This window comes from Hydrogenophaga sp. PBL-H3 (assembly GCF_010104355.1).
GTDB lineage: Bacteria > Pseudomonadota > Gammaproteobacteria > Burkholderiales > Burkholderiaceae_C > Hydrogenophaga.
The window spans coordinates 469,449-486,276 of the sequence record NZ_CP044972.1; the positions used below are offsets into that span (position 1 = coordinate 469,449).

The 16,828-nt window shown below is 66.2% G+C and carries 17 protein-coding genes and 4 tRNA genes; 17 read left to right on the forward strand and 4 right to left on the reverse strand.

What is annotated here, in order from left to right:
* Positions 1-6: 6 nt before the first annotated feature.
* Positions 7-1,599, forward strand: a complete 1,593-nt coding sequence (locus F9Z44_RS02245) for a hypothetical protein (protein WP_159603228.1) — start codon at positions 7-9, stop codon at positions 1,597-1,599.
* Here the strand turns inward: F9Z44_RS02245 and thiL are convergent.
* Genes thiL through apaG form a run of 3 tightly spaced genes read right to left on the reverse strand, consistent with a single transcriptional unit; the run spans position 1,570 to position 5,019 of the window.
* Positions 1,570-2,562, reverse strand: coding sequence for a thiamine-phosphate kinase (thiL, locus tag F9Z44_RS02250; RefSeq protein ID WP_159603230.1), 993 nt, complete (start codon positions 2,560-2,562; stop codon positions 1,570-1,572). The two genes, F9Z44_RS02245 and thiL, sit on opposite strands and share 30 nt — an antisense overlap.
* A complete protein-coding gene (locus tag F9Z44_RS02255; protein ID WP_159603232.1) occupies positions 2,555-4,576 on the reverse strand; it encodes a site-specific recombinase in 2,022 nt (673 codons plus the stop codon). The genes thiL and F9Z44_RS02255 overlap by 8 nt, the downstream gene beginning before the upstream one ends.
* Positions 4,577-4,623: 47 nt before the next feature.
* A complete protein-coding gene (gene apaG / locus F9Z44_RS02260; protein ID WP_159603234.1) occupies positions 4,624-5,019 on the reverse strand; it encodes a Co2+/Mg2+ efflux protein ApaG in 396 nt (131 codons plus the stop codon).
* A gap of 91 nt (positions 5,020-5,110) precedes the next feature.
* On the opposite strand from apaG, the gene rpe reads away from it, so the two are divergent.
* Positions 5,111-5,800: a ribulose-phosphate 3-epimerase gene (gene rpe / locus F9Z44_RS02265; RefSeq protein WP_159603236.1), complete on the forward strand. Its 690-nt coding sequence runs from the start codon at positions 5,111-5,113 to the stop codon at positions 5,798-5,800.
* Positions 5,801-5,841: 41 nt separating this feature from the next.
* On the forward strand, positions 5,842-6,456 hold the full coding sequence (locus F9Z44_RS02270) for an HAD-IA family hydrolase (RefSeq protein ID WP_236574229.1): 615 nt from the start codon (positions 5,842-5,844) through the stop codon (positions 6,454-6,456).
* 84 nt (positions 6,457-6,540) lie between these two features.
* On the opposite strand, the gene F9Z44_RS02275 is transcribed toward F9Z44_RS02270, so the two are convergent.
* Positions 6,541-7,146, reverse strand: a complete 606-nt coding sequence (locus F9Z44_RS02275) for a chalcone isomerase family protein (RefSeq protein WP_159603240.1) — start codon at positions 7,144-7,146, stop codon at positions 6,541-6,543.
* Between the two features lie 407 nt (positions 7,147-7,553).
* Between F9Z44_RS02275 and trpE the strand changes: the two genes are divergently transcribed.
* The 14 genes from trpE to nusG all read left to right on the forward strand — a co-directional run bounded on the left by trpE (position 7,554) and on the right by nusG (position 16,827).
* Positions 7,554-9,053: an anthranilate synthase component I gene (trpE, locus tag F9Z44_RS02280; RefSeq protein ID WP_159603242.1), complete on the forward strand. Its 1,500-nt coding sequence runs from the start codon at positions 7,554-7,556 to the stop codon at positions 9,051-9,053.
* Between the two features lie 8 nt (positions 9,054-9,061).
* Positions 9,062-9,643, forward strand: coding sequence for an anthranilate synthase component II (locus F9Z44_RS02285; protein WP_159608547.1), 582 nt, complete (start codon positions 9,062-9,064; stop codon positions 9,641-9,643).
* Complete coding sequence (ltaE, locus tag F9Z44_RS02290; protein WP_159603244.1) at positions 9,640-10,707, forward strand: low-specificity L-threonine aldolase; 1,068 nt, start codon at positions 9,640-9,642, stop codon at positions 10,705-10,707. The genes F9Z44_RS02285 and ltaE overlap by 4 nt, the downstream gene beginning before the upstream one ends.
* 16 nt (positions 10,708-10,723) lie before the next feature.
* Entirely contained in the window at positions 10,724-11,362 is a 639-nt protein-coding gene (locus F9Z44_RS02295) for a LysE family translocator (RefSeq protein ID WP_159603246.1), read from the forward strand.
* Positions 11,363-11,384: 22 nt separating this feature from the next.
* Complete coding sequence (gene trpD, locus F9Z44_RS02300; protein ID WP_159603248.1) at positions 11,385-12,428, forward strand: anthranilate phosphoribosyltransferase; 1,044 nt, start codon at positions 11,385-11,387, stop codon at positions 12,426-12,428.
* A gap of 13 nt (positions 12,429-12,441) precedes the next feature.
* On the forward strand, positions 12,442-13,242 hold the full coding sequence (gene trpC / locus F9Z44_RS02305) for an indole-3-glycerol phosphate synthase TrpC (protein WP_159603250.1): 801 nt from the start codon (positions 12,442-12,444) through the stop codon (positions 13,240-13,242).
* On the forward strand, positions 13,235-13,915 hold the full coding sequence (locus tag F9Z44_RS02310; protein ID WP_159603252.1) for a uracil-DNA glycosylase: 681 nt from the start codon (positions 13,235-13,237) through the stop codon (positions 13,913-13,915). Before trpC ends, F9Z44_RS02310 begins: the two co-directional genes overlap by 8 nt.
* Before the next feature lie 66 nt (positions 13,916-13,981).
* Positions 13,982-14,067, forward strand: a tRNA-Tyr gene (locus F9Z44_RS02315).
* A gap of 93 nt (positions 14,068-14,160) precedes the next feature.
* Positions 14,161-14,234: transfer RNA gene (locus F9Z44_RS02320), tRNA-Gly, on the forward strand.
* A 57-nt stretch (positions 14,235-14,291) separates the two neighbouring features.
* Positions 14,292-14,366 (forward strand) — tRNA-Thr (locus F9Z44_RS02325).
* A 68-nt stretch (positions 14,367-14,434) separates the two neighbouring features.
* Positions 14,435-15,625 carry an elongation factor Tu gene (gene tuf, locus F9Z44_RS02330; protein WP_159603254.1) on the forward strand — a complete coding sequence of 397 codons (1,191 nt, stop codon included), beginning with the start codon at positions 14,435-14,437 and terminating at the stop codon, positions 15,623-15,625.
* A gap of 23 nt (positions 15,626-15,648) precedes the next feature.
* Positions 15,649-15,724 (forward strand) — tRNA-Trp (locus tag F9Z44_RS02335).
* Positions 15,725-15,868: 144 nt separating this feature from the next.
* Positions 15,869-16,252, forward strand: a complete 384-nt coding sequence (gene secE, locus F9Z44_RS02340) for a preprotein translocase subunit SecE (RefSeq protein WP_159603256.1) — start codon at positions 15,869-15,871, stop codon at positions 16,250-16,252.
* Complete coding sequence (gene nusG / locus F9Z44_RS02345) at positions 16,252-16,827, forward strand: transcription termination/antitermination protein NusG (RefSeq protein WP_056267420.1); 576 nt, start codon at positions 16,252-16,254, stop codon at positions 16,825-16,827. Before secE ends, nusG begins: the two co-directional genes overlap by 1 nt.
* Position 16,828: the final 1 nt, after the last annotated feature.

Genomic DNA, 16,828 nt, shown 5'->3' on the forward strand with positions numbered 1-16,828 from the left:
GCCAGCATGGAGATGAACACGGGTGCCATCCTCACCGCCATGGTGCTGGGCGTGATGCTCACGGGCGCCGCTTCCTGGGTGGTCTCGGGCCTGTACCGCCGCCGCATGCTGGCGCTCATGCGGCGCTCGCCGCCGCCCGATCCGTCGCAGCCTGTTGCCCACACCCGGTTGCCCGCGCAGGCCAAAACCACCGCCACGCTGGACCTCGCCGCCAACCAGCGCGCGAGTTGGCGCTACCTCTTTGCGGTGAGTGCGCTCAGCTTGCTGATCGGCCTGACCCAGTCGGTGCTGGCGCTGCTCTTCGTTTACGGCAGCGAGCTGCTCAGCGTCGGCCGGGCGCTCACCCTCGGTGTGGTCTACGCCTGGCCGATGGCGCTGACCTGGGGGCTGGTGCGGCGCTGGTCGTGGTTGCGCACGCTGGGCGCCATCGGCCTGTATTTGCTGGTCATGCTGGTGCTCACCCTGTGGCGCTCCATCTCGCCACAGCCGCTGGCCACCTCGCTGGGCTGGCTGGGGGGTCTGGTGCTCTTGCCGGTGGCTGTGACGCTGGTGATCGGGGCGAGCGGGCGCATCCGAGCGGTGGCGCCGTATCTGCTGCCCATCTTCATGCTGCTCGCGGGCTCGTCGGTGCTGGCCCTGCAGCTCATGGTGAGTGGCGTGCAGGACCCGCCGGGCTGGTTGATCGCGCTGGTGGGTGCGGTGGGCGCCTGGCCGGCCATCGTGCTGATGGCGCTGGCCCCCTGGCTGTTGCTGGCCTGGCCGGCCTGGGCCATCGCGCGTTGGCTGGCCCGGGCCTACCGGGACAAGCGCTTCTCCGATCTCTGGTACCTGCTCGCGGCCTACTGGCTGGTGGTGCTGGGGGCGTCGGCGCTGCCCGCCTTGCAGGGTGTGGGGCTGATCGCGCTGACCCAGTTCCTGCCGTGGCTGTGGATTCCGCTGGCGGCCTGGGCACTGCGCGGCTGGCTGGCGCCCCGGGGAGTGCCGCCCACGCTGCTGGTGTTGCGCGTATTCCAGCAAGACGTGGGCGTGCAGACCTTGTTTGACCGCGTGGTCGAGCGCTGGCGCCTCTCCGGCAACACGGTGCTGATCGCCGGCACCGACCTGCTCAGCCGCACGATCGACCCGGACGACGTGTTTACCTTTCTCAACGGCCGCCTGGCCGAGCGCTTCGTGGCCAACGAAGCGCAGGTGGCCGAGCGCCTGCGCGACTTCGACCTCGCGCCCGACCCCGACGGCCGCTACCGCGTGAACGAGTGCTACTGCTTCGACAGCACCTGGCAACAGGCGCTGGCCGCGCTGGTGGCGCAGGCCGATGTGGTGCTGATGGACCTGCGTGGATTTCAGGCGCGCAACCAGGGCTGCCGCCACGAGCTCGGCGTGCTCGCCACCGCACCGCACCTGCAGCGCGTGGTGCTGCTGTTCGACGGCAGCACCGACCGCCAGACCGCGCAGGCCGACCTGGCGGGCGCGCCTGCGGGGCGCGTGGTGTGGGTGGACGCCGGGCGGCTGGAGCAGAAGCGCGTGGCGCAGATCGTGGGCGCGTTGCTGGGCGCGGGTGCGCCGGGCGGCTCAGGCGAAATGGTCGAAGCCGCGCGCTGACACCGCCACCGGGTGGCCCGAGGCGTCGAGCACGCGCAAGCCCGGAGCCGCACTGATGCGGCCAATGCGCTGCACCGGGGTGTGGCTGGCCAGCGCGGCCGCTTCCACCGCAGCGCGTGCGATCGGCGCGGCGGTGAACAGCAGCTCGTAATCGTCACCGCCGTTGAGGATGCAGTCCAGACGCTCGGCCAGCGCCAGCCGTTGCAATGCCGGTGCCACCGGCAGGGCGGGCAGGGCGATCTCGGCACCCACGCCGCTGGCCCGCAGGATGTGCCCAAGGTCGCCGGCCAGCCCGTCGCTCACGTCGATGGCCGCGTGCACCGCGCTGCCCAGCACCGCCAGCAACGTGCCCAGCGCCAGGCGCGGTGTGGGGCGTTCCAGCCGCTGGCGCAGCTCGGGGTGATGCGCCAGCGCTTGCGGGCCACAGGCCGATGTGGCCCAGGCCGCCTCGCGCATCAGCTCCAGCGCCAGCCGCGCCTCGCCGGTGCGCCCGGTGAGGTAGAGGTCGTCGCCCACCTGTGCCTGGCTGCGCTGCATCGCCGGGCCGGGCCGCACTTCGCCCATCACCGTGATGCAGATGTTGAGCGGGCCGCGTGTGGTGTCGCCACCCACCAGCGGGCAGGCATGCCGGTCGGCCAGTGCGAACAGGCCACGCGCAAAGGCGGAGAGCCAGGCCTCGTGCGCCTCGGGCAGGGCCAGCGCCAGGGTGAAGCCCAGCGGGTGGGCACCCATGGCGGCCAGGTCGCTCAGGTTCACCGCCAGGGCCTTGTGCCCCAGCGCTTCGGGGTCGACACCTTTGAAGAAGTGCCTGCCTTCGACCAGCATGTCGGTGGAGACCGCCAGCAGATGGCCGGGCCGGGGCTGAAGCAGTGCGCAGTCATCGCCAATGCCCAGCATCACAGGCGATCGGGCCACCTGGCCTTCGCGCTGGAAGTGGCGCCGGATCAGCTCGAACTCACCCATGGGGCGCAGCGGTGCCGTCGCCGGTACCGGGTTTGACGCGTGGCGGGATCAGGAACGTCAGCGGTGCCACGCGGATCCGGCGCTTGATCGCGGTGCGGATCAGCTGACGGTTGACCTCGCTGATGTTCTGCGCCTGCAGGGCCAGGCGGAACGCCAGATAGAAGCTCACGCCCAGGTTGAGCGGACCGATCGCCGCAATGCCGGCCACGGCCCACCAGAAAGAGGGCTCCCGCAACACGCCCAGGCCCAGCGCAAACGCCGCAGCGGCCACCTGACCAGCCGACAGGGTGACATGGCGCACGTCCAGCCCTACGCCGAAGAACTGGAGGAAAGCCGGTGTGAGGCCGAGCATGAAGCCCAGCGAAATGTTGGCCGCCAGGCCCGAGATGTTGGCGCGGGCGAAATTGGCCCAGCGCGCGGCGCGCTCGCGGCCCAGCAGGCTGGTGAAGCGCGGGTTGTGCTCCATGGCCGAGTGCAGCTTGTGAAACACGAACCAGTTCTCAACCCAGCCCGCCACGATGCTGGAGGCAAACAGCAGCACGCCGGTGAACGCGGCAAACAGCAGCGTGGGGCCAAGCAGGCTGATGTCTTGCAGGGTGTGACGCGCTTTGTCGACGTCGATCATGGCGCTGCCGGTGGTGAACTTCAGCACCGCGCTGATCAGCAGCACCACCGGGATCACCAAGCCGATGTTGCCCACGATGGCCGCCACCTGCGAGCGGAACAGGTTGGCCACCTCGTCCACAAAACGTTTGACCGCGCCCAGCTCCTTGATGTCCTTGAGCTTGGCCACCATGGCCGGCGCGGTGACAGCGGGCTGTTTGGTGGCCACCGTGAGGTGCAGCAACATGATGAGCACGAACGAGGCCGCGTAGTTCATGCCCGCCGCAAAGCCGCTCCAGAAAGCCGAGAGGCCCAGGCCGTACAGCGCGAACTTCACCCAGGTGGTCAGGCCGATCACCGCGCCGCCGCCCGCGGCCTTGCCCAGCATGTCCTTGTATTCCGCGGCGTTGCGGGTGATGTAGTGCTCGCCGCTCTCGGCGTTGCGCTCGGCCACCTTGGCCGCAGTGAGCTGCGAGCTGGCGGCCACCAGTGCGCGGATGCTGCGGTTGTCCAGCCCGACCTGGGCCAGGTCGGCCAGCAGCGCCACCGTGGCACGCTCGGGCTGATCGGACTGCAGGCAGTCAAGCAGCTCCTTCACCCGCACCACCCGCTCGCGCAACTGGCGCAGGCGGAACACGATGCCCACCGACACGCCGTGCTCCTCCAGGTGCGAATACACCGTATACGCGGCGTGGCGGCAGGCGTCGAGCTGGTTGCGCAGCCGGGTGGCGGCCTCCAGTGCCTCGGGGCTTTGCGCGCCGTGCACCCGCACCGCTCGGCGCAGCGATTCCAGGTCGCTGGGCAGCTGGTGAAACGGTTTTTGCTCCTGGGCCTCGGGCGACATGCGCACCCGGATCTCGGAGGCAAAGCCGGTCGCGCTGACCTGGCTCACGCAGGAAATCATGGCGTCCATCAGGGCCACCTGCCAGTAGTCATCGGTGCTGGCGTCGGTGTCGGCGCCGGGTGCTTCGCCCGTGCCGATCAGCAGCTTGCGCAGGCGCAGCAGGGTGGCGCTGTCCAGTGCCTTGAGCCAGCGCACGTCAAAGCGCGTGGGCAGCAGCAGATCGAACAGCTCGGCCAGGTCGGTGGTCTCGGGCGTGTGGGGCAAGGCCTTCTTGCGCAGGCGGTTGCCGAACTCGCTCAGGAAGGCGGTGCGCGGCGCAAAGCCGTGGTCGGCCAGCAGCGGGGTGATGTCCACCGTTTCCACGAAGCGCTGCCACCACCGCCGCCAGCGCAGTTGCAGCTCGGGGTTCGCCTGCACGCTGTCGAGGAACTCGCTCACGCGCGCCACGCTGGCCTGCACGTTTTCCTCGTCGCCGCGCACCCAGCGCATGGCCTCGACCAGCCACAGGTGGCGCTGCGCCATGGGCGCATCGGCGTTCAGGCGTTCGATGAGGGAGGTGGCCTGCATGCGCTCAGCGGGGGAGAGGGCGCCGGCTGAAACCGAGGGGCTGCGCTTCAGTGCAGAACCCGCGAGGGGGCGTCACCCGCGCCCGCAGCCCGCAGCATGAACTCGGGCACCTCGGCCTCGAAGCGTTCACCGTCTTCGGCCACGCAGAAGAAACTGCCCCGCATGCTTCCCGTGGGCGTTTTCAGACGGGTGCCGCTGGTGTACTGAAACGATTCCCCGGGCCTGAGCAGTGGCTGGTGCCCCACCACGCCCAAGCCCTTGACCTGTTCGGTATGACCCTGCTCGTCGTCGATGATCCAGTGCCGCGCGATCAGCTGCGCGGTCGCTTCACCGGTGTTGGTGATGGTGATCGTGTAGGCGAAGGCGTATTGGTCTTCCTCGGGCGAAGACTGTTCGCTGAGGTACTGGGGCTCGACCTCGCAGGTGAACAGGTATTTGGGCATGGCCGGCATGTTACCCCGGGCCTGCATGACCCCGCGCGGCCTGCCAAAATGCACCCGGTCGTCCCCCTTACCACCCGATCACAGGTTGCCCATGTCCCACAACCCCAGCGCCGCATTCATCGCCCCGTCCATCCTGTCCGCCGACTTTGCCCGTCTGGGGGAAGAGGTGAAAAACGTCATCGCCGCCGGCGCCGACTGGATCCATTTCGACGTGATGGACAACCACTACGTGCCCAACCTGACCTTCGGGCCCATGGTCTGCCAGGCACTCAAGCCCCACGCGAAGAAGCCCGATGGCACCCCGGTGCCGATCGACGTGCACCTGATGATCCAGCCGGTGGACGCGCTGGCCGGTGCCTTCATCGACGCCGGTGCCGATCTGGTGAGCTTTCACCCCGATGCGAGCGCCCACGTGCACCGCAGCGTGCAGGCCATCAAGGCCAAGGGCGCCAAGGCAGGCCTCACCTTCAACCCGGGCCAGCCGCTGGATGTGCTGGACTGGTTGATCGACGACATCGACCTGATCCTGATCATGAGCGTGAACCCGGGTTTTGGCGGCCAGAGCTTCATCGACTCGGCGCTGCGCAAGATCGAGGACGCGCGCCGCCGCATCGAAGCCAGTGGCAAGAACATCCGCCTGGAAGTGGACGGCGGCATCAAACCCGACAACATCCGCCGCGTGGCCGACGCCGGCGCCGACACCTTCGTGGCTGGCAGCGCAATCTTTGGCAAGCCGGACTACAAGGCGGTGATCGACCAGATGCGTGCGGCGCTGGCGTGATCGCTGGCATTCGAGCTGTCATCGTTGACCTGGATGGAACCATGGTCGACACACTGGGCGACTTCGACGTCGCCCTGAACGAAACCCTGAAGGACCTGGACCGCCCGGCCGTCACCCGCGCCGACATCGAGCGCATGGTGGGCAAGGGCTCGGCGCACCTGATCCGTTCGGCGCTGCTGCACGGCGGGCTGCAGGCCGATGAGGCAGCGGCATTGCAGGGCGATGCCTGGACGCGCTACCAGGCGCATTACCTCGCCATCAACGGCGCGCACAGCGCGGTGTACCCAGGCGTGTTTGAAGGCCTCACGGCGCTGCGCGAGCGTGGCCTGCCGCTGGCCTGCCTGACCAACAAGCCCCATGCCTTTGCCGTGCCGCTGCTGCAGGCCAAGGGACTGCTGGGCTTCTTTGCCCACGTGTTCGGTGGCGACAGTTTCGAGCGCACCAAGCCCGACCCGCTGCCGCTGATCAAGACCTGCGAGGCTTTGGGTATGCCACCGGCCCGCACGCTGATGGTGGGCGACTCGCAGAACGACGGCATCGCCGCGCGTGCGGCAGGCTGCCCGGTGGTGCTGGTGACCTATGGCTACAACCACGGCGACCCGATTTCGCAGGCGCCGCACGACCGCTTGATCGGCTCGCTGGCCGAACTGAGCTGACGATCCGCCGCCGGGCCGCTCCAAGGCGGATCAGCCCCCTCGGGGGGGGGCAGCGGACCACGCGCAGCGGGGGAGCGTGGGGGCCTATTTCTTCTTGCCCAGCAGCGCGTCTTTCAGCATCCAGTCCGCCGGCTTGGGGCCCAGCCAGATGCGCATCAGTGCATTGAAAAACTCGGGCTCCTTGAACGGCTCGCCTTCCACAGCCCCTTTGATGGTGAGCACCGTGCCGGTGCCGGGAATCCAGTCGATCAGGAAGGTCTCACCCTCCTTGAGCTTTTTGTGATCGCTGAAGATCTGGCTCATGCGCATCACGCCGGGAATGAGCTTGGAAAAGGCGGCGCGGTCCATGTTGTCTTCCATGCCGCGCGAGAACAGTTTGCCCAGCTCGGCCGAATCGATGTCGCGCAGCATGGTGATGGTCATGCGCCTGGGGCCGGTGGCGGCCAGCACCTCCTCGGGGGTGTCGGCCTTCTGGCCCAGGTAGAGCCCGGCGGTGTAGACCTTGAACACCGCCTTGTAGCGGATGCCCGCGCCGTTGAGCAGCAGGGGCTGGCCTGCCACCGTCAAGCGGTCCTCCAGCTTCACGCCTCCGATGTCCACGGTGGCCGCTTGGGCCAGGGCGGGCAGGAGCAGGGCGGTGCACAGGGCTGTCGCGCCCAGGATCGATGAGGGAAGAAAGTTGCGGTTCATGGTGCTCCAGGTCGAAAAAAGAACAGTCGTTCTATTTTTCGATTGTCCCATCGGTGCGAAACCGCCTTCAGAGGGTTTGGCCGTAAAACCAAAGCATGTCGGCCCGGATGCCATCGAGCGGACCACGCCGCACCACAAGCCTTTGCTACACTCGCGCCACCATGTTCAACCCATGCACAACCCCCTCAGGTGTTCTGCCGAGCCGCAACGGCCGGGGAGCCTGGCCCTGGCGCAAGCCAGCGTAAACGTGCACTCTCCCCGGGGTTGGCACAGCGACCACCGGGCCCCGCGCCCGCCGCTGTCTCACCCCACCCAAGCCCGGCAGCGCCCCTGACCGGATGGCATGGAACCCAGCGCTCCACCCGATGTGTCAATGACTCCGGGTGTGGCCGACGGAAAGAACGAACATGATCACCGAACTGGAATTCAAGAGCCTGGCCCAGCAGGGCTACAACCGCATCCCGCTGATGGCCGAGGCTTTCGCGGATCTCGAAACCCCGCTCTCGCTCTACCTCAAGCTCGCGCATGGGCGCGGCGACGGCAAGCACAGCTTCCTCCTCGAATCGGTGGTGGGCGGCGAGCGCTTCGGGCGCTACAGCTTCATCGGCCTGCCCGCGCGCACGCTGCTGCGTGCGACCGGCTTCGGCGCCGAGGCCAAAACGGAGGTGGTGCGGGACGGCGTGGTGGTGGAGACGAACCACGGGAACCCACTCGATTTCATTGCGGCCTACCAGCAGCGTTTCAAAGTCGCGCTGCGCCCGGGTCTGCCGCGTTTCTGTGGCGGCCTGGCCGGCTACTTCGGTTACGACGCGGTGCGTCACATCGAAAAGAAGCTCGAAAAGAGTTGCCCACCCGATACCCTGGGCTGCCCCGACATCCTGCTGCTGCAGTGCGAAGAACTCGCCGTCATCGACAACCTGTCGGGCAAGCTGTATTTGATCGTCTACGCCGACCCTGCACAGCCCGAGGCCTATGCCAACGGCAAGAAGCGCCTGCGTGAGTTGCGCGAGGCGCTGAAGTACTCGGTGAGCGCGCCGGTGGTCAAACCCAGCCAGGGCTACCCGGCCGAGCGCGACTTCGCCAAGGCCGACTACCTCAAGGCCGTGGACCGCGCCAAGGAGCTGATCGCCGCCGGCGACTTCATGCAGGTGCAGGTGGGCCAGCGCATCAAGAAGCGCTACACCGAGTCGCCGCTGAGCCTCTACCGCGCGCTGCGCTCGCTCAATCCATCGCCCTACATGTACTACTACCACTTCGGGGATTTCCACGTGGTGGGGGCCTCGCCCGAGATCCTGGTGCGGCAGGAGAACACGGCCGAGGGCACCAAGGTGACGATCCGCCCGCTGGCCGGCACCCGCCCGCGCGGCGCCACGCCCGAGCAGGACAAGGCGACCGAAACCGAGCTGATCACCGACCCGAAGGAGCGCGCCGAACACGTGATGCTGATCGACCTGGCGCGCAACGACATCGGCCGCATCGCGAAGATCGGCACCGTCAAGGTCACCGAAGCGTTCGCGGTGGAGCGCTACAGCCACGTGATGCACATCGTGAGCAACGTCGAAGGCATGCTGGTGGACGGCATGACCAGCATGGACGTGCTGAAAGCCACGTTCCCGGCCGGCACGCTGACCGGCGCGCCCAAGGTGCACGCCATGGAGCTGATCGACCAGCTGGAGCCGACCAAACGCGGCATCTACGGCGGTGCCTGCGGCTACTTGAGCTACGCGGGCGACATGGACGTGGCGATCGCCATCCGCACCGGGATCATCAAGGACCAGACACTCTACGTGCAGGCCGCGGCTGGCGTGGTGGCCGACTCGGTGCCCGAGATGGAATGGAGGGAAACCGAGCACAAGGCGCGTGCGCTGCTGCGCGCGGCCGAACTGGTTGAGGAGGGTCTGGAATGAACGCGCCAATTCAAGTGCTTATGGTGGACAACTACGACTCGTTCACCTTCAACATCGTGCAGTACCTTGGTGAGTTGGGGGCCGAGGTGACCGTGGTGCGCAACGACGAGATCACGGTCGACGAAATCGATCAACGACTGGCGGCTGGAAAGATCGACCGCCTGGTGATTTCCCCGGGTCCGTGCTCCCCCGCCGAAGCCGGCATCTCGGTCGCGGCCATCCAGCACTTCGCCGGCAAGCTGCCCATCCTGGGTGTTTGCCTGGGCCACCAGGCCATCGGTGCAGCGCTGGGTGGCACGGTGGTGCGCGCGCAGGAACTCATGCACGGCAAGACCAGTGTGATCACCACCACGCAGCAAGGCGTGTTTGCGGGGCTGCCGCAGAAGTTCACCGTGAACCGCTACCACTCGCTGGCCATCCGCCGCAGCGACTGCCCGCCCGAGCTCGAAGTGACCGCCTGGACCGACGACGGCGAGATCATGGGTGTGAAGCACAGGACGCTCGCCATTGAAGGCGTGCAGTTCCACCCCGAGAGCATCCTCACCGAACACGGGCACGCGATGCTCAAGAACTTTCTGGAGCAGGCATGACAACGGTTGATTTGCGAAGCGACACGGTCACACAACCCACCGCCGCCATGCGCGAGGCCATGATGGCCGCGCCTCTGGGGGACGACGTCTTCGGCGACGACCCATCGGTGCAGGCGCTGCAGGAGCGCGTTGCCGCCATCACTGGCAAGGAAGCCGCGCTCTTCATGCCCAGTGGCACGCAGAGCAACCTCTGCGCCATGCTGGCGCACTGCGAGCGCGGCGACGAGTACATCGTGGGCCAGAACGCCCACACCTACCGCTACGAAGGCGGTGGCGCGGCCGTGCTGGGCAGCATCCAGCCGCAGCCGCTGGCGCAGAACGCCACTGGTCAGATGCTTCTGGCCGACATCGCCGCCGCCATCAAGCCGGATGACCCGCACTTCGCGCGCACGCGCCTGCTGTGCCTGGAGAACACCTGGAACGGTCACCCCATGCCGGCGGAGTACCTCGACCAGGCGACCGCGCTGGCGCGTGAACACGGTTTGGCGGTGCACTTGGACGGCGCGCGTGTGTTCAACGCGGCGGTGGCGGCAGGTGGTGATCCCTGCGCCGCCGTGCGCGACATCGTGGACCGCTTCGACAGCGTTTCGGTGTGTTTCAGCAAGGGCCTGGGCGCGCCCGTGGGCTCCGCGCTGTGCGGCTCGAAAGACCTGATCCGCCGCGCGCTGCGCTGGCGCAAGATGCTCGGCGGCGGCTTGCGCCAGTCGGGCCTGCTCGCAGCGGCTGCGCACCACGCGCTGGACCACCACATCCACCGCCTGGCCGACGACCACGCGCTCGCGCAACGCCTGGCAAAAGGGCTGGCCGGTATCGACGGGCTGAGTGTGCGCTCGGCGCAGACCAACATCGTGTTCGTCGACGTGGCGAACGGGCGCGGCCCCGATCTGCTCGCGCACCTTGCGCGCGACGGCGTGCTCGCCACCGGATTGATCGGCCTGCGCTTCGTGACCCACCTCGACGTGGACGCGGCCGGCATCGACCGCGCGATCGCCAGCACCCGCGCGTTTTTTGCGCAGGGCGCCACGGCCGCCAGCGCCCGGCCAGCCGGCTCGGCCGTTTACTGAACGCAGGCGCACGGCCATGCCCGATCTGCCGCAACTCCTGCTCTTCATCGCGGCCGGTTGGCTGCTCAACCTCACGCCCGGCCCGGACGTGCTCTACATCGTCACGAACGCGCTCAAGAGCGGCGTGCGCGCCGGCATCGTGGCTGCGCTGGGCATCGTCAGCGGCTGTTTCGTGCATGTGTTCGCCGCCGCCATCGGCGTGAGCGCGCTGCTGGTCACGTCCGCCACTGCGTTCACCGTGCTCAAGTGGATCGGCGCGGCCTACCTGCTGTGGATGGGTATTCGTTTGCTGATGTCCAAAGCCACGCCGCTGGACCTGAGCGCGGGTGCGATCGAGGTGAACCTGTGGGGTGTGTACCGCCGCGGTTTTCTCACCAATGTGCTCAACCCCAAGGTGGCGATTTTTTTCCTCGCCTTCGTGCCGCAGTTCATCGCGCCCGAGGCGCCGAACAAGGCGCTGGCGTTTTTGCTGCTGGGGTTGATCTTCAACCTCAACTCGTTGCCGATCAACTTCGGCTACGCCTGGCTCGCCGCCTGGGCTGCGCGCCGGGTGCAGACAGTGCAGCGCGCCATGCACTGGATGGACCGCGCTGCGGGCGTGCTCTTCGTGGGTTTTGGCCTGCGCCTGGCCTTGGCCGACAATCCCGCTCAGTAAACAAGAAGCCTTGGAGACACGCATGCCGAACAGCCACAAGATCACGCCACAAGAGGCGCTGCAGCGCACCATCGAACACCGCGAGATCTTTCACGACGAGATGCTGCACCTCATGCGCCTGATCATGAGCGGCGAGATGTCGCCCGTGATGATGGCGGCCTTCATCACCGGCCTGCGCGTGAAGAAGGAAACGATTGGCGAGATCACCGCCGCCGCGCAGGTGATGCGCGAGTTCTCCACCAAGGTGCATGTGGCCGACAAGACGCACCTGGTCGACATCGTGGGCACCGGTGGCGACGGCTCGCACACCTTCAACATCTCCACCTGCAGCATGTTTGTCGCCGCCGCGGCCGGCGCGCGCGTGAGCAAGCATGGCGGGCGCAGTGTCTCCAGCAAGAGCGGCAGCGCCGACGTGCTGGAGAGCCTGGGCATCAACATCAACCTCTCCCCCGAGGCCATCGCGCGCTGCATCGAGCAGGTCGGCGTTGGCTTCATGTTCGCGCCCAACCACCACCCCGCCATGAAGAACGTGGCCCCGGTGCGGCGTGAGCTCGGCATCAAGACCATCTTCAACATCCTGGGTCCGCTGACCAACCCGGCCTCCGCGCCCAACATCCTCATGGGCGTGTTCCACCCCGACCTGGTGGGTATCCAGGTGCGCGCGTTGCAGCGCCTGGGCGCCGAACACGCGGTGGTGGTGTACGGCCGCGACGGCATGGACGAGGTCTCGCTCGGCGCGGCCACGCTGGTGGGTGAACTCAAGAACGGCGAGATCACCGAATACGAGATCCACCCCGAAGATTTCGGCATGACCATGGCCAGCAGCCGCGCGCTGCGCGTGGAAACACCCGAGGCCTCGCGCCAGATGCTGATGGGCGTGCTGGAGGGCCGCGACGACCCGACCTTCAAGGCCGCCAGCGAGATCGTGGCGCTCAACGCCGGCGTGGCGCTGTACGCGGCCAATGTGGTGACTGACATGGGCGCGGGCATCGCACTCGCCCGGCGCACGCTGGCCTCGGGCGCGGCCCTGGCCAAACTCGAACAACTCAAGGCCTTCGCGGCCTGACCCGGAACACCCCATGAGCGACATCCTGCAGAAGATCGTGACCGTGAAGCACGAAGAAATCGCCGCCGCCCAACGCAAGAAGCCGCTCGACGTGGTGCGCTTCGACGCTGAGAGCCGCGTGCTCACGCGCGATTTCGAAGGCGCGCTACGCCGCAAGATTGCCGCCGGCCAGGCTGCGGTGATTGCCGAGGTCAAGAAGGCCAGCCCGAGCAAGGGCGTGCTGCGCGAAGATTTCATCCCGGCCGACATTGCCCAGAGCTACGCCGAGGGCGATGGCGTTGTGAGCGCGGCCTGCCTGTCGGTGCTGACCGACAAACAGTTTTTCCATGGCAGCACCGACTACCTGAAGCAAGCCCGCGCCAGCTGCGACCTGCCCGTGCTCCGCAAGGACTTCATGGTCGATCCCTACCAGGTCTACGAGGCCCGAGCGATGGGTGCCGACGCGATCCTGCTGATCGCCGCCTGCCTGGACGACGCGCAGATGGCCGATCTTGAAGCCTTGGCGCTGGGCCTGAACATGGCGGTGCTGGTGGAGGTGCACGACCGGGGCGAGCTGCACCGCGCGCTCAAACTCAGGACCCCGCTGGTCGGCATCAACAACCGCAACCTGCGCACCTTCGAAGTCACGTTGCAGACCACGCTCGACCTCATGGCTGACGTGCCAGCCGATCGCCTGCTGATCACCGAATCCGGCATCCTGGGTCGCGAGGACGTGCAGACCATGCGCGCCGCTGGCGTGCACGCCTTCCTGGTGGGCGAGGCCTTCATGCGGGCGCCCGAGCCCGGCCTGGCGCTGGCCGAATTGTTTGCCTGATCGTCTCGTGGTGCAGGAAACGCAGGCTTGGGCCGACCTGACGGCCGCGTTCTGGTCCTCGTCCGACGGCTCGGCGTTGCGATCCTTTCTGGATGCGCGCCACGCTCAAGGCGCCACCGTCTACCCCCCCGAGCCTTTGCGGGCGCTGCAACTCACCGCGCCAGACGATGTGCGGGTGGTCCTGTTGGGCCAGGACCCGTACCACGGACCCGGGCAGGCCGAGGGATTGGCGTTTTCTGTGGCGCCCGGCGTGAAACCTCCGCCCAGCCTGCGCAACATCTTTCAAGAGCTTCAGCGCGACCTGGGGTTGCCGCCGCCGGGCGACGGCTCGCTGGTGCGCTGGGCGCGCCAGGGCGTGTTGCTGCTCAACACCTGCCTGACGGTGGAAGACGGCCAGCCCGCCAGCCACGCCAAGCGAGGCTGGGAGTCGCTCACCGACCGTCTCATCGAGCGCTGCAGCGTTTCTGGCTCCCCCAAGGTATTCCTGCTTTGGGGCGCACACGCCCAGAAAAAAGCGGCCCTGATCGATCCACATCGACACCTGCTGCTGTATGCCAACCACCCGTCGCCGCTGTCGGCCCGTCGTGGCCCCTTGCCGTTCATCGGATGTGGGCATTTCAGCCAAGCCAACGCCTGGCTGGTTCGGCAAGGCGGCCCCGCCATCGCCTGGTGAGCAGCCGGCTTGCAAGGTGCCTGGCACGTTAGCCGAAAACCGTGGCATAATCGCGGGCTGCGCTATGGAGGGGTGGCCGAGTGGTTAAAGGCAGCAGACTGTAAATCTGCCCGCTTACGCGTACGCTGGTTCGAATCCAGCCTCCTCCACCAGTGATCGATGTGTGACATGTAAGCGATGGGACTTTGCGTCCGGCGGGCAGGCTTCTTGATGGGGCCGCCCGGGCGGATGGGGTGAATGAATTGGCGGGAGTAGTTCAATGGTAGAACCCCAGCCTTCCAAGCTGATGACGCGGGTTCGATTCCCGTCTCCCGCTCCATGTCCTGTCGACGGTTGTTTTGAATGTTCCAGGATGGTCGGCTTGCCGGCTTCCTTGGCCCTTGTGGCTCAGTGGTAGAGCACTCCCTTGGTAAGGGAGAGGTCGCGGGTCCGATTCCCGCCAAGGGCACCAGTTATTTGCAGATCTGTATTCGCAGGTCTTTTTTGGTTGTTTCGGCAGTTTTGATTTGGAGCTGAAAAATGGCAAAAGAGAAATTTGAGCGGACCAAGCCGCACGTGAACGTGGGCACGATTGGTCACGTTGACCACGGCAAGACCACGCTGACGGCGGCGATCACGACCGTGCTGGCGGCCAAGTTTGGCGGTGCAGCCAAGGCCTACGACCAGATCGATGCGGCGCCCGAAGAGAAGGCTCGCGGCATCACGATCAACACCGCACACGTGGAATACGAGACGGCCAACCGCCACTACGCCCACGTTGACTGCCCCGGCCACGCCGACTACGTGAAGAACATGATCACCGGTGCTGCCCAGATGGACGGCGCCGTGCTGGTGTGCTCGGCCGCTGACGGCCCGATGCCCCAGACCCGCGAGCACATCCTGCTGGCGCGCCAGGTCGGCGTGCCTTACATCATCGTGTTCCTGAACAAGTGCGACATGGTCGACGACGCCGAGCTGCTCGAGCTGGTCGAGATGGAAGTGCGCGAGCTCCTGGACAAGTACGACTTCCCCGGTGACGCCACCCCCATCATCCACGGCTCGGCCAAGCTCGCCCTGGAAGGCGACAAGGGCCCGCTGGGTGAAGAGGCCATCATGAAGCTGGCCGAAGCACTGGACACCTACATTCCGCTGCCAGAGCGTGCCGTTGATGGCGCGTTCCTGATGCCCGTGGAAGACGTGTTCTCCATCTCGGGTCGCGGCACCGTGGTGACCGGCCGTATCGAGCGCGGCATCATCAAGGTCGGCGAAGAAATCGAGATCGTCGGCATCTCCGACACCCAGAAGACCACCTGCACCGGCGTGGAGATGTTCCGCAAGCTGCTGGACCAGGGCCAGGCGGGCGACAACGTCGGTATCTTGCTGCGCGGCACCAAGCGCGAAGACGTGCAGCGCGGCCAAGTGCTGTGCAAGCCCGGTTCGATCAAGCCGCACACGCACTTCACCGGCGAGATCTACGTGCTGTCCAAAGACGAAGGTGGCCGTCACACGCCGTTCTTCAACAACTACCGCCCGCAGTTTTACTTCCGCACGACCGACGTGACTGGCTCGATCGAGCTGCCCGAAGGCAAGGAAATGGTCATGCCGGGTGACAACGTGTCGATCACGGTGAAGCTGATCAACCCCATCGCCATGGAAGAAGGCCTGCGCTTCGCCATCCGCGAAGGTGGCCGCACCGTCGGTGCCGGCGTCGTTGCGAAAATCATTGCTTAAACGCCCTCAGGGGTATCGCCAGTAGGGGTATAGCTCAATTGGCAGAGCGTCGGTCTCCAAAACCGAAGGTTGTAGGTTCGATTCCTACTGCCCCTGCCACCCGACAGGATGTTTCCGGAGAGTGATCCGGTTCTGTTGAGTGGTTACAAGCCCACCGAAGTCGTCAAGGCCTCTGGTGGGCTTGCGTGTCTCAAGCTTTCGGGATTTTGAGCACGTTTTTTGAAAAGTTTTGTCTGGATTTTCATGGCCACCTCCGAAGTACAAACTGTCCACACTGGCGCCGACAAGGCCAAGCTGGCGGCCGCCATCGTGCTGTTGTTGGGTTCGTTTGTCGCGTTCTACCTGCTGTCTTCCCGCGGCGCACTGGCCCAGTGGGCGGCCTTGATCGTTGGAGTGGTGGCGGCGGTGGTGGTGTTTGGTGTGTCCGAGTCCGGCAGGCAACTGGTTGCTTTTGGCCGTGACTCCTGGCGCGAAGTGAAGAAGGTCGTCTGGCCTGCCCGCAAGGAGGCGATCCAGATGACGGCTTATGTGTTCGCCTTCGTGCTGGTGATGTCGCTCTTTTTGTGGCTCACCGACAAGACGGTCGAATGGCTGTTCTACGACCTGATCCTGGGCTGGAGAAAATAATGACCGAGCAAAACAGTCCCGTGACCGACGGCGTGGCCGCTGAAGGCATGCGCTGGTACGTGGTCCACGCCTACTCGGGCATGGAAAAAGCCGCGGAGCGCAACATCGTCGAGCGCATCAACCGCGCCGGCATGCAAGACAAGTTCGGCCGCATCCTCGTGCCCACCGAAGAGGTGGTCGAGATGAAGAATGGCCAGCGTCGCACCACCGAGCGCAAGTTCTTCCCCGGCTACGTGCTGGTGGAGATGGTGATGGACGACGACACCTGGCATCTTGTGAAGCACACCAACAAGGTCACCGGCTTTGTGGGTGGAGCCAAAAACCGCCCGGCACCGATCTCCGAGGAAGACGTTCAGAAGATCGTCAACCAGATGCAGGAAGGCACAGACAAGCCCCGCCACAAGGTGGAGTTCGTCGTGGGCGAGTACGTGCGTGTGAAGGAGGGGCCCTTCACCGACTTCAACGGCACGGTCGAAGAAGTCAACTACGAGAAGAACAAGATGCGCGTGTCGGTGACCATCTTCGGTCGCGCCACACCGGTCGAACTCGAGTTCAGCCAGGTCGAAAAAACCTGAC

Excerpts from the sequence above, each read along its gene's own strand:
- secE (WP_159603256.1), top strand. The coding sequence starts at position 15,869 with ATGGCCACCTCCGAAGTACAAACTGTCCACACTGGCGCCGACAAGGCC.
- trpD (WP_159603248.1), top strand. The coding sequence starts at position 11,385 with ATGCCGAACAGCCACAAGATCACGCCACAAGAGGCGCTGCAGCGCACC.
- trpC (WP_159603250.1), top strand. The coding sequence starts at position 12,442 with ATGAGCGACATCCTGCAGAAGATCGTGACCGTGAAGCACGAAGAAATC.
- apaG (WP_159603234.1), bottom strand. The coding sequence starts at position 5,019 with ATGCCCAAATACCTGTTCACCTGCGAGGTCGAGCCCCAGTACCTCAGC.
- F9Z44_RS02270 (WP_236574229.1), top strand. The coding sequence starts at position 5,842 with ATGGTCGACACACTGGGCGACTTCGACGTCGCCCTGAACGAAACCCTG.
- F9Z44_RS02275 (WP_159603240.1), bottom strand. The coding sequence starts at position 7,146 with ATGAACCGCAACTTTCTTCCCTCATCGATCCTGGGCGCGACAGCCCTG.
- rpe (WP_159603236.1), top strand. The coding sequence starts at position 5,111 with ATGTCCCACAACCCCAGCGCCGCATTCATCGCCCCGTCCATCCTGTCC.
- thiL (WP_159603230.1), bottom strand. The coding sequence starts at position 2,562 with ATGGGTGAGTTCGAGCTGATCCGGCGCCACTTCCAGCGCGAAGGCCAG.
- ltaE (WP_159603244.1), top strand. The coding sequence starts at position 9,640 with ATGACAACGGTTGATTTGCGAAGCGACACGGTCACACAACCCACCGCC.
- F9Z44_RS02245 (WP_159603228.1), top strand. The coding sequence starts at position 7 with ATGGAGATGAACACGGGTGCCATCCTCACCGCCATGGTGCTGGGCGTG.
- tuf (WP_159603254.1), top strand. The coding sequence starts at position 14,435 with ATGGCAAAAGAGAAATTTGAGCGGACCAAGCCGCACGTGAACGTGGGC.
- trpE (WP_159603242.1), top strand. The coding sequence starts at position 7,554 with ATGATCACCGAACTGGAATTCAAGAGCCTGGCCCAGCAGGGCTACAAC.
- nusG (WP_056267420.1), top strand. The coding sequence starts at position 16,252 with ATGACCGAGCAAAACAGTCCCGTGACCGACGGCGTGGCCGCTGAAGGC.
- F9Z44_RS02295 (WP_159603246.1), top strand. The coding sequence starts at position 10,724 with ATGCCCGATCTGCCGCAACTCCTGCTCTTCATCGCGGCCGGTTGGCTG.
- F9Z44_RS02255 (WP_159603232.1), bottom strand. The coding sequence starts at position 4,576 with ATGCAGGCCACCTCCCTCATCGAACGCCTGAACGCCGATGCGCCCATG.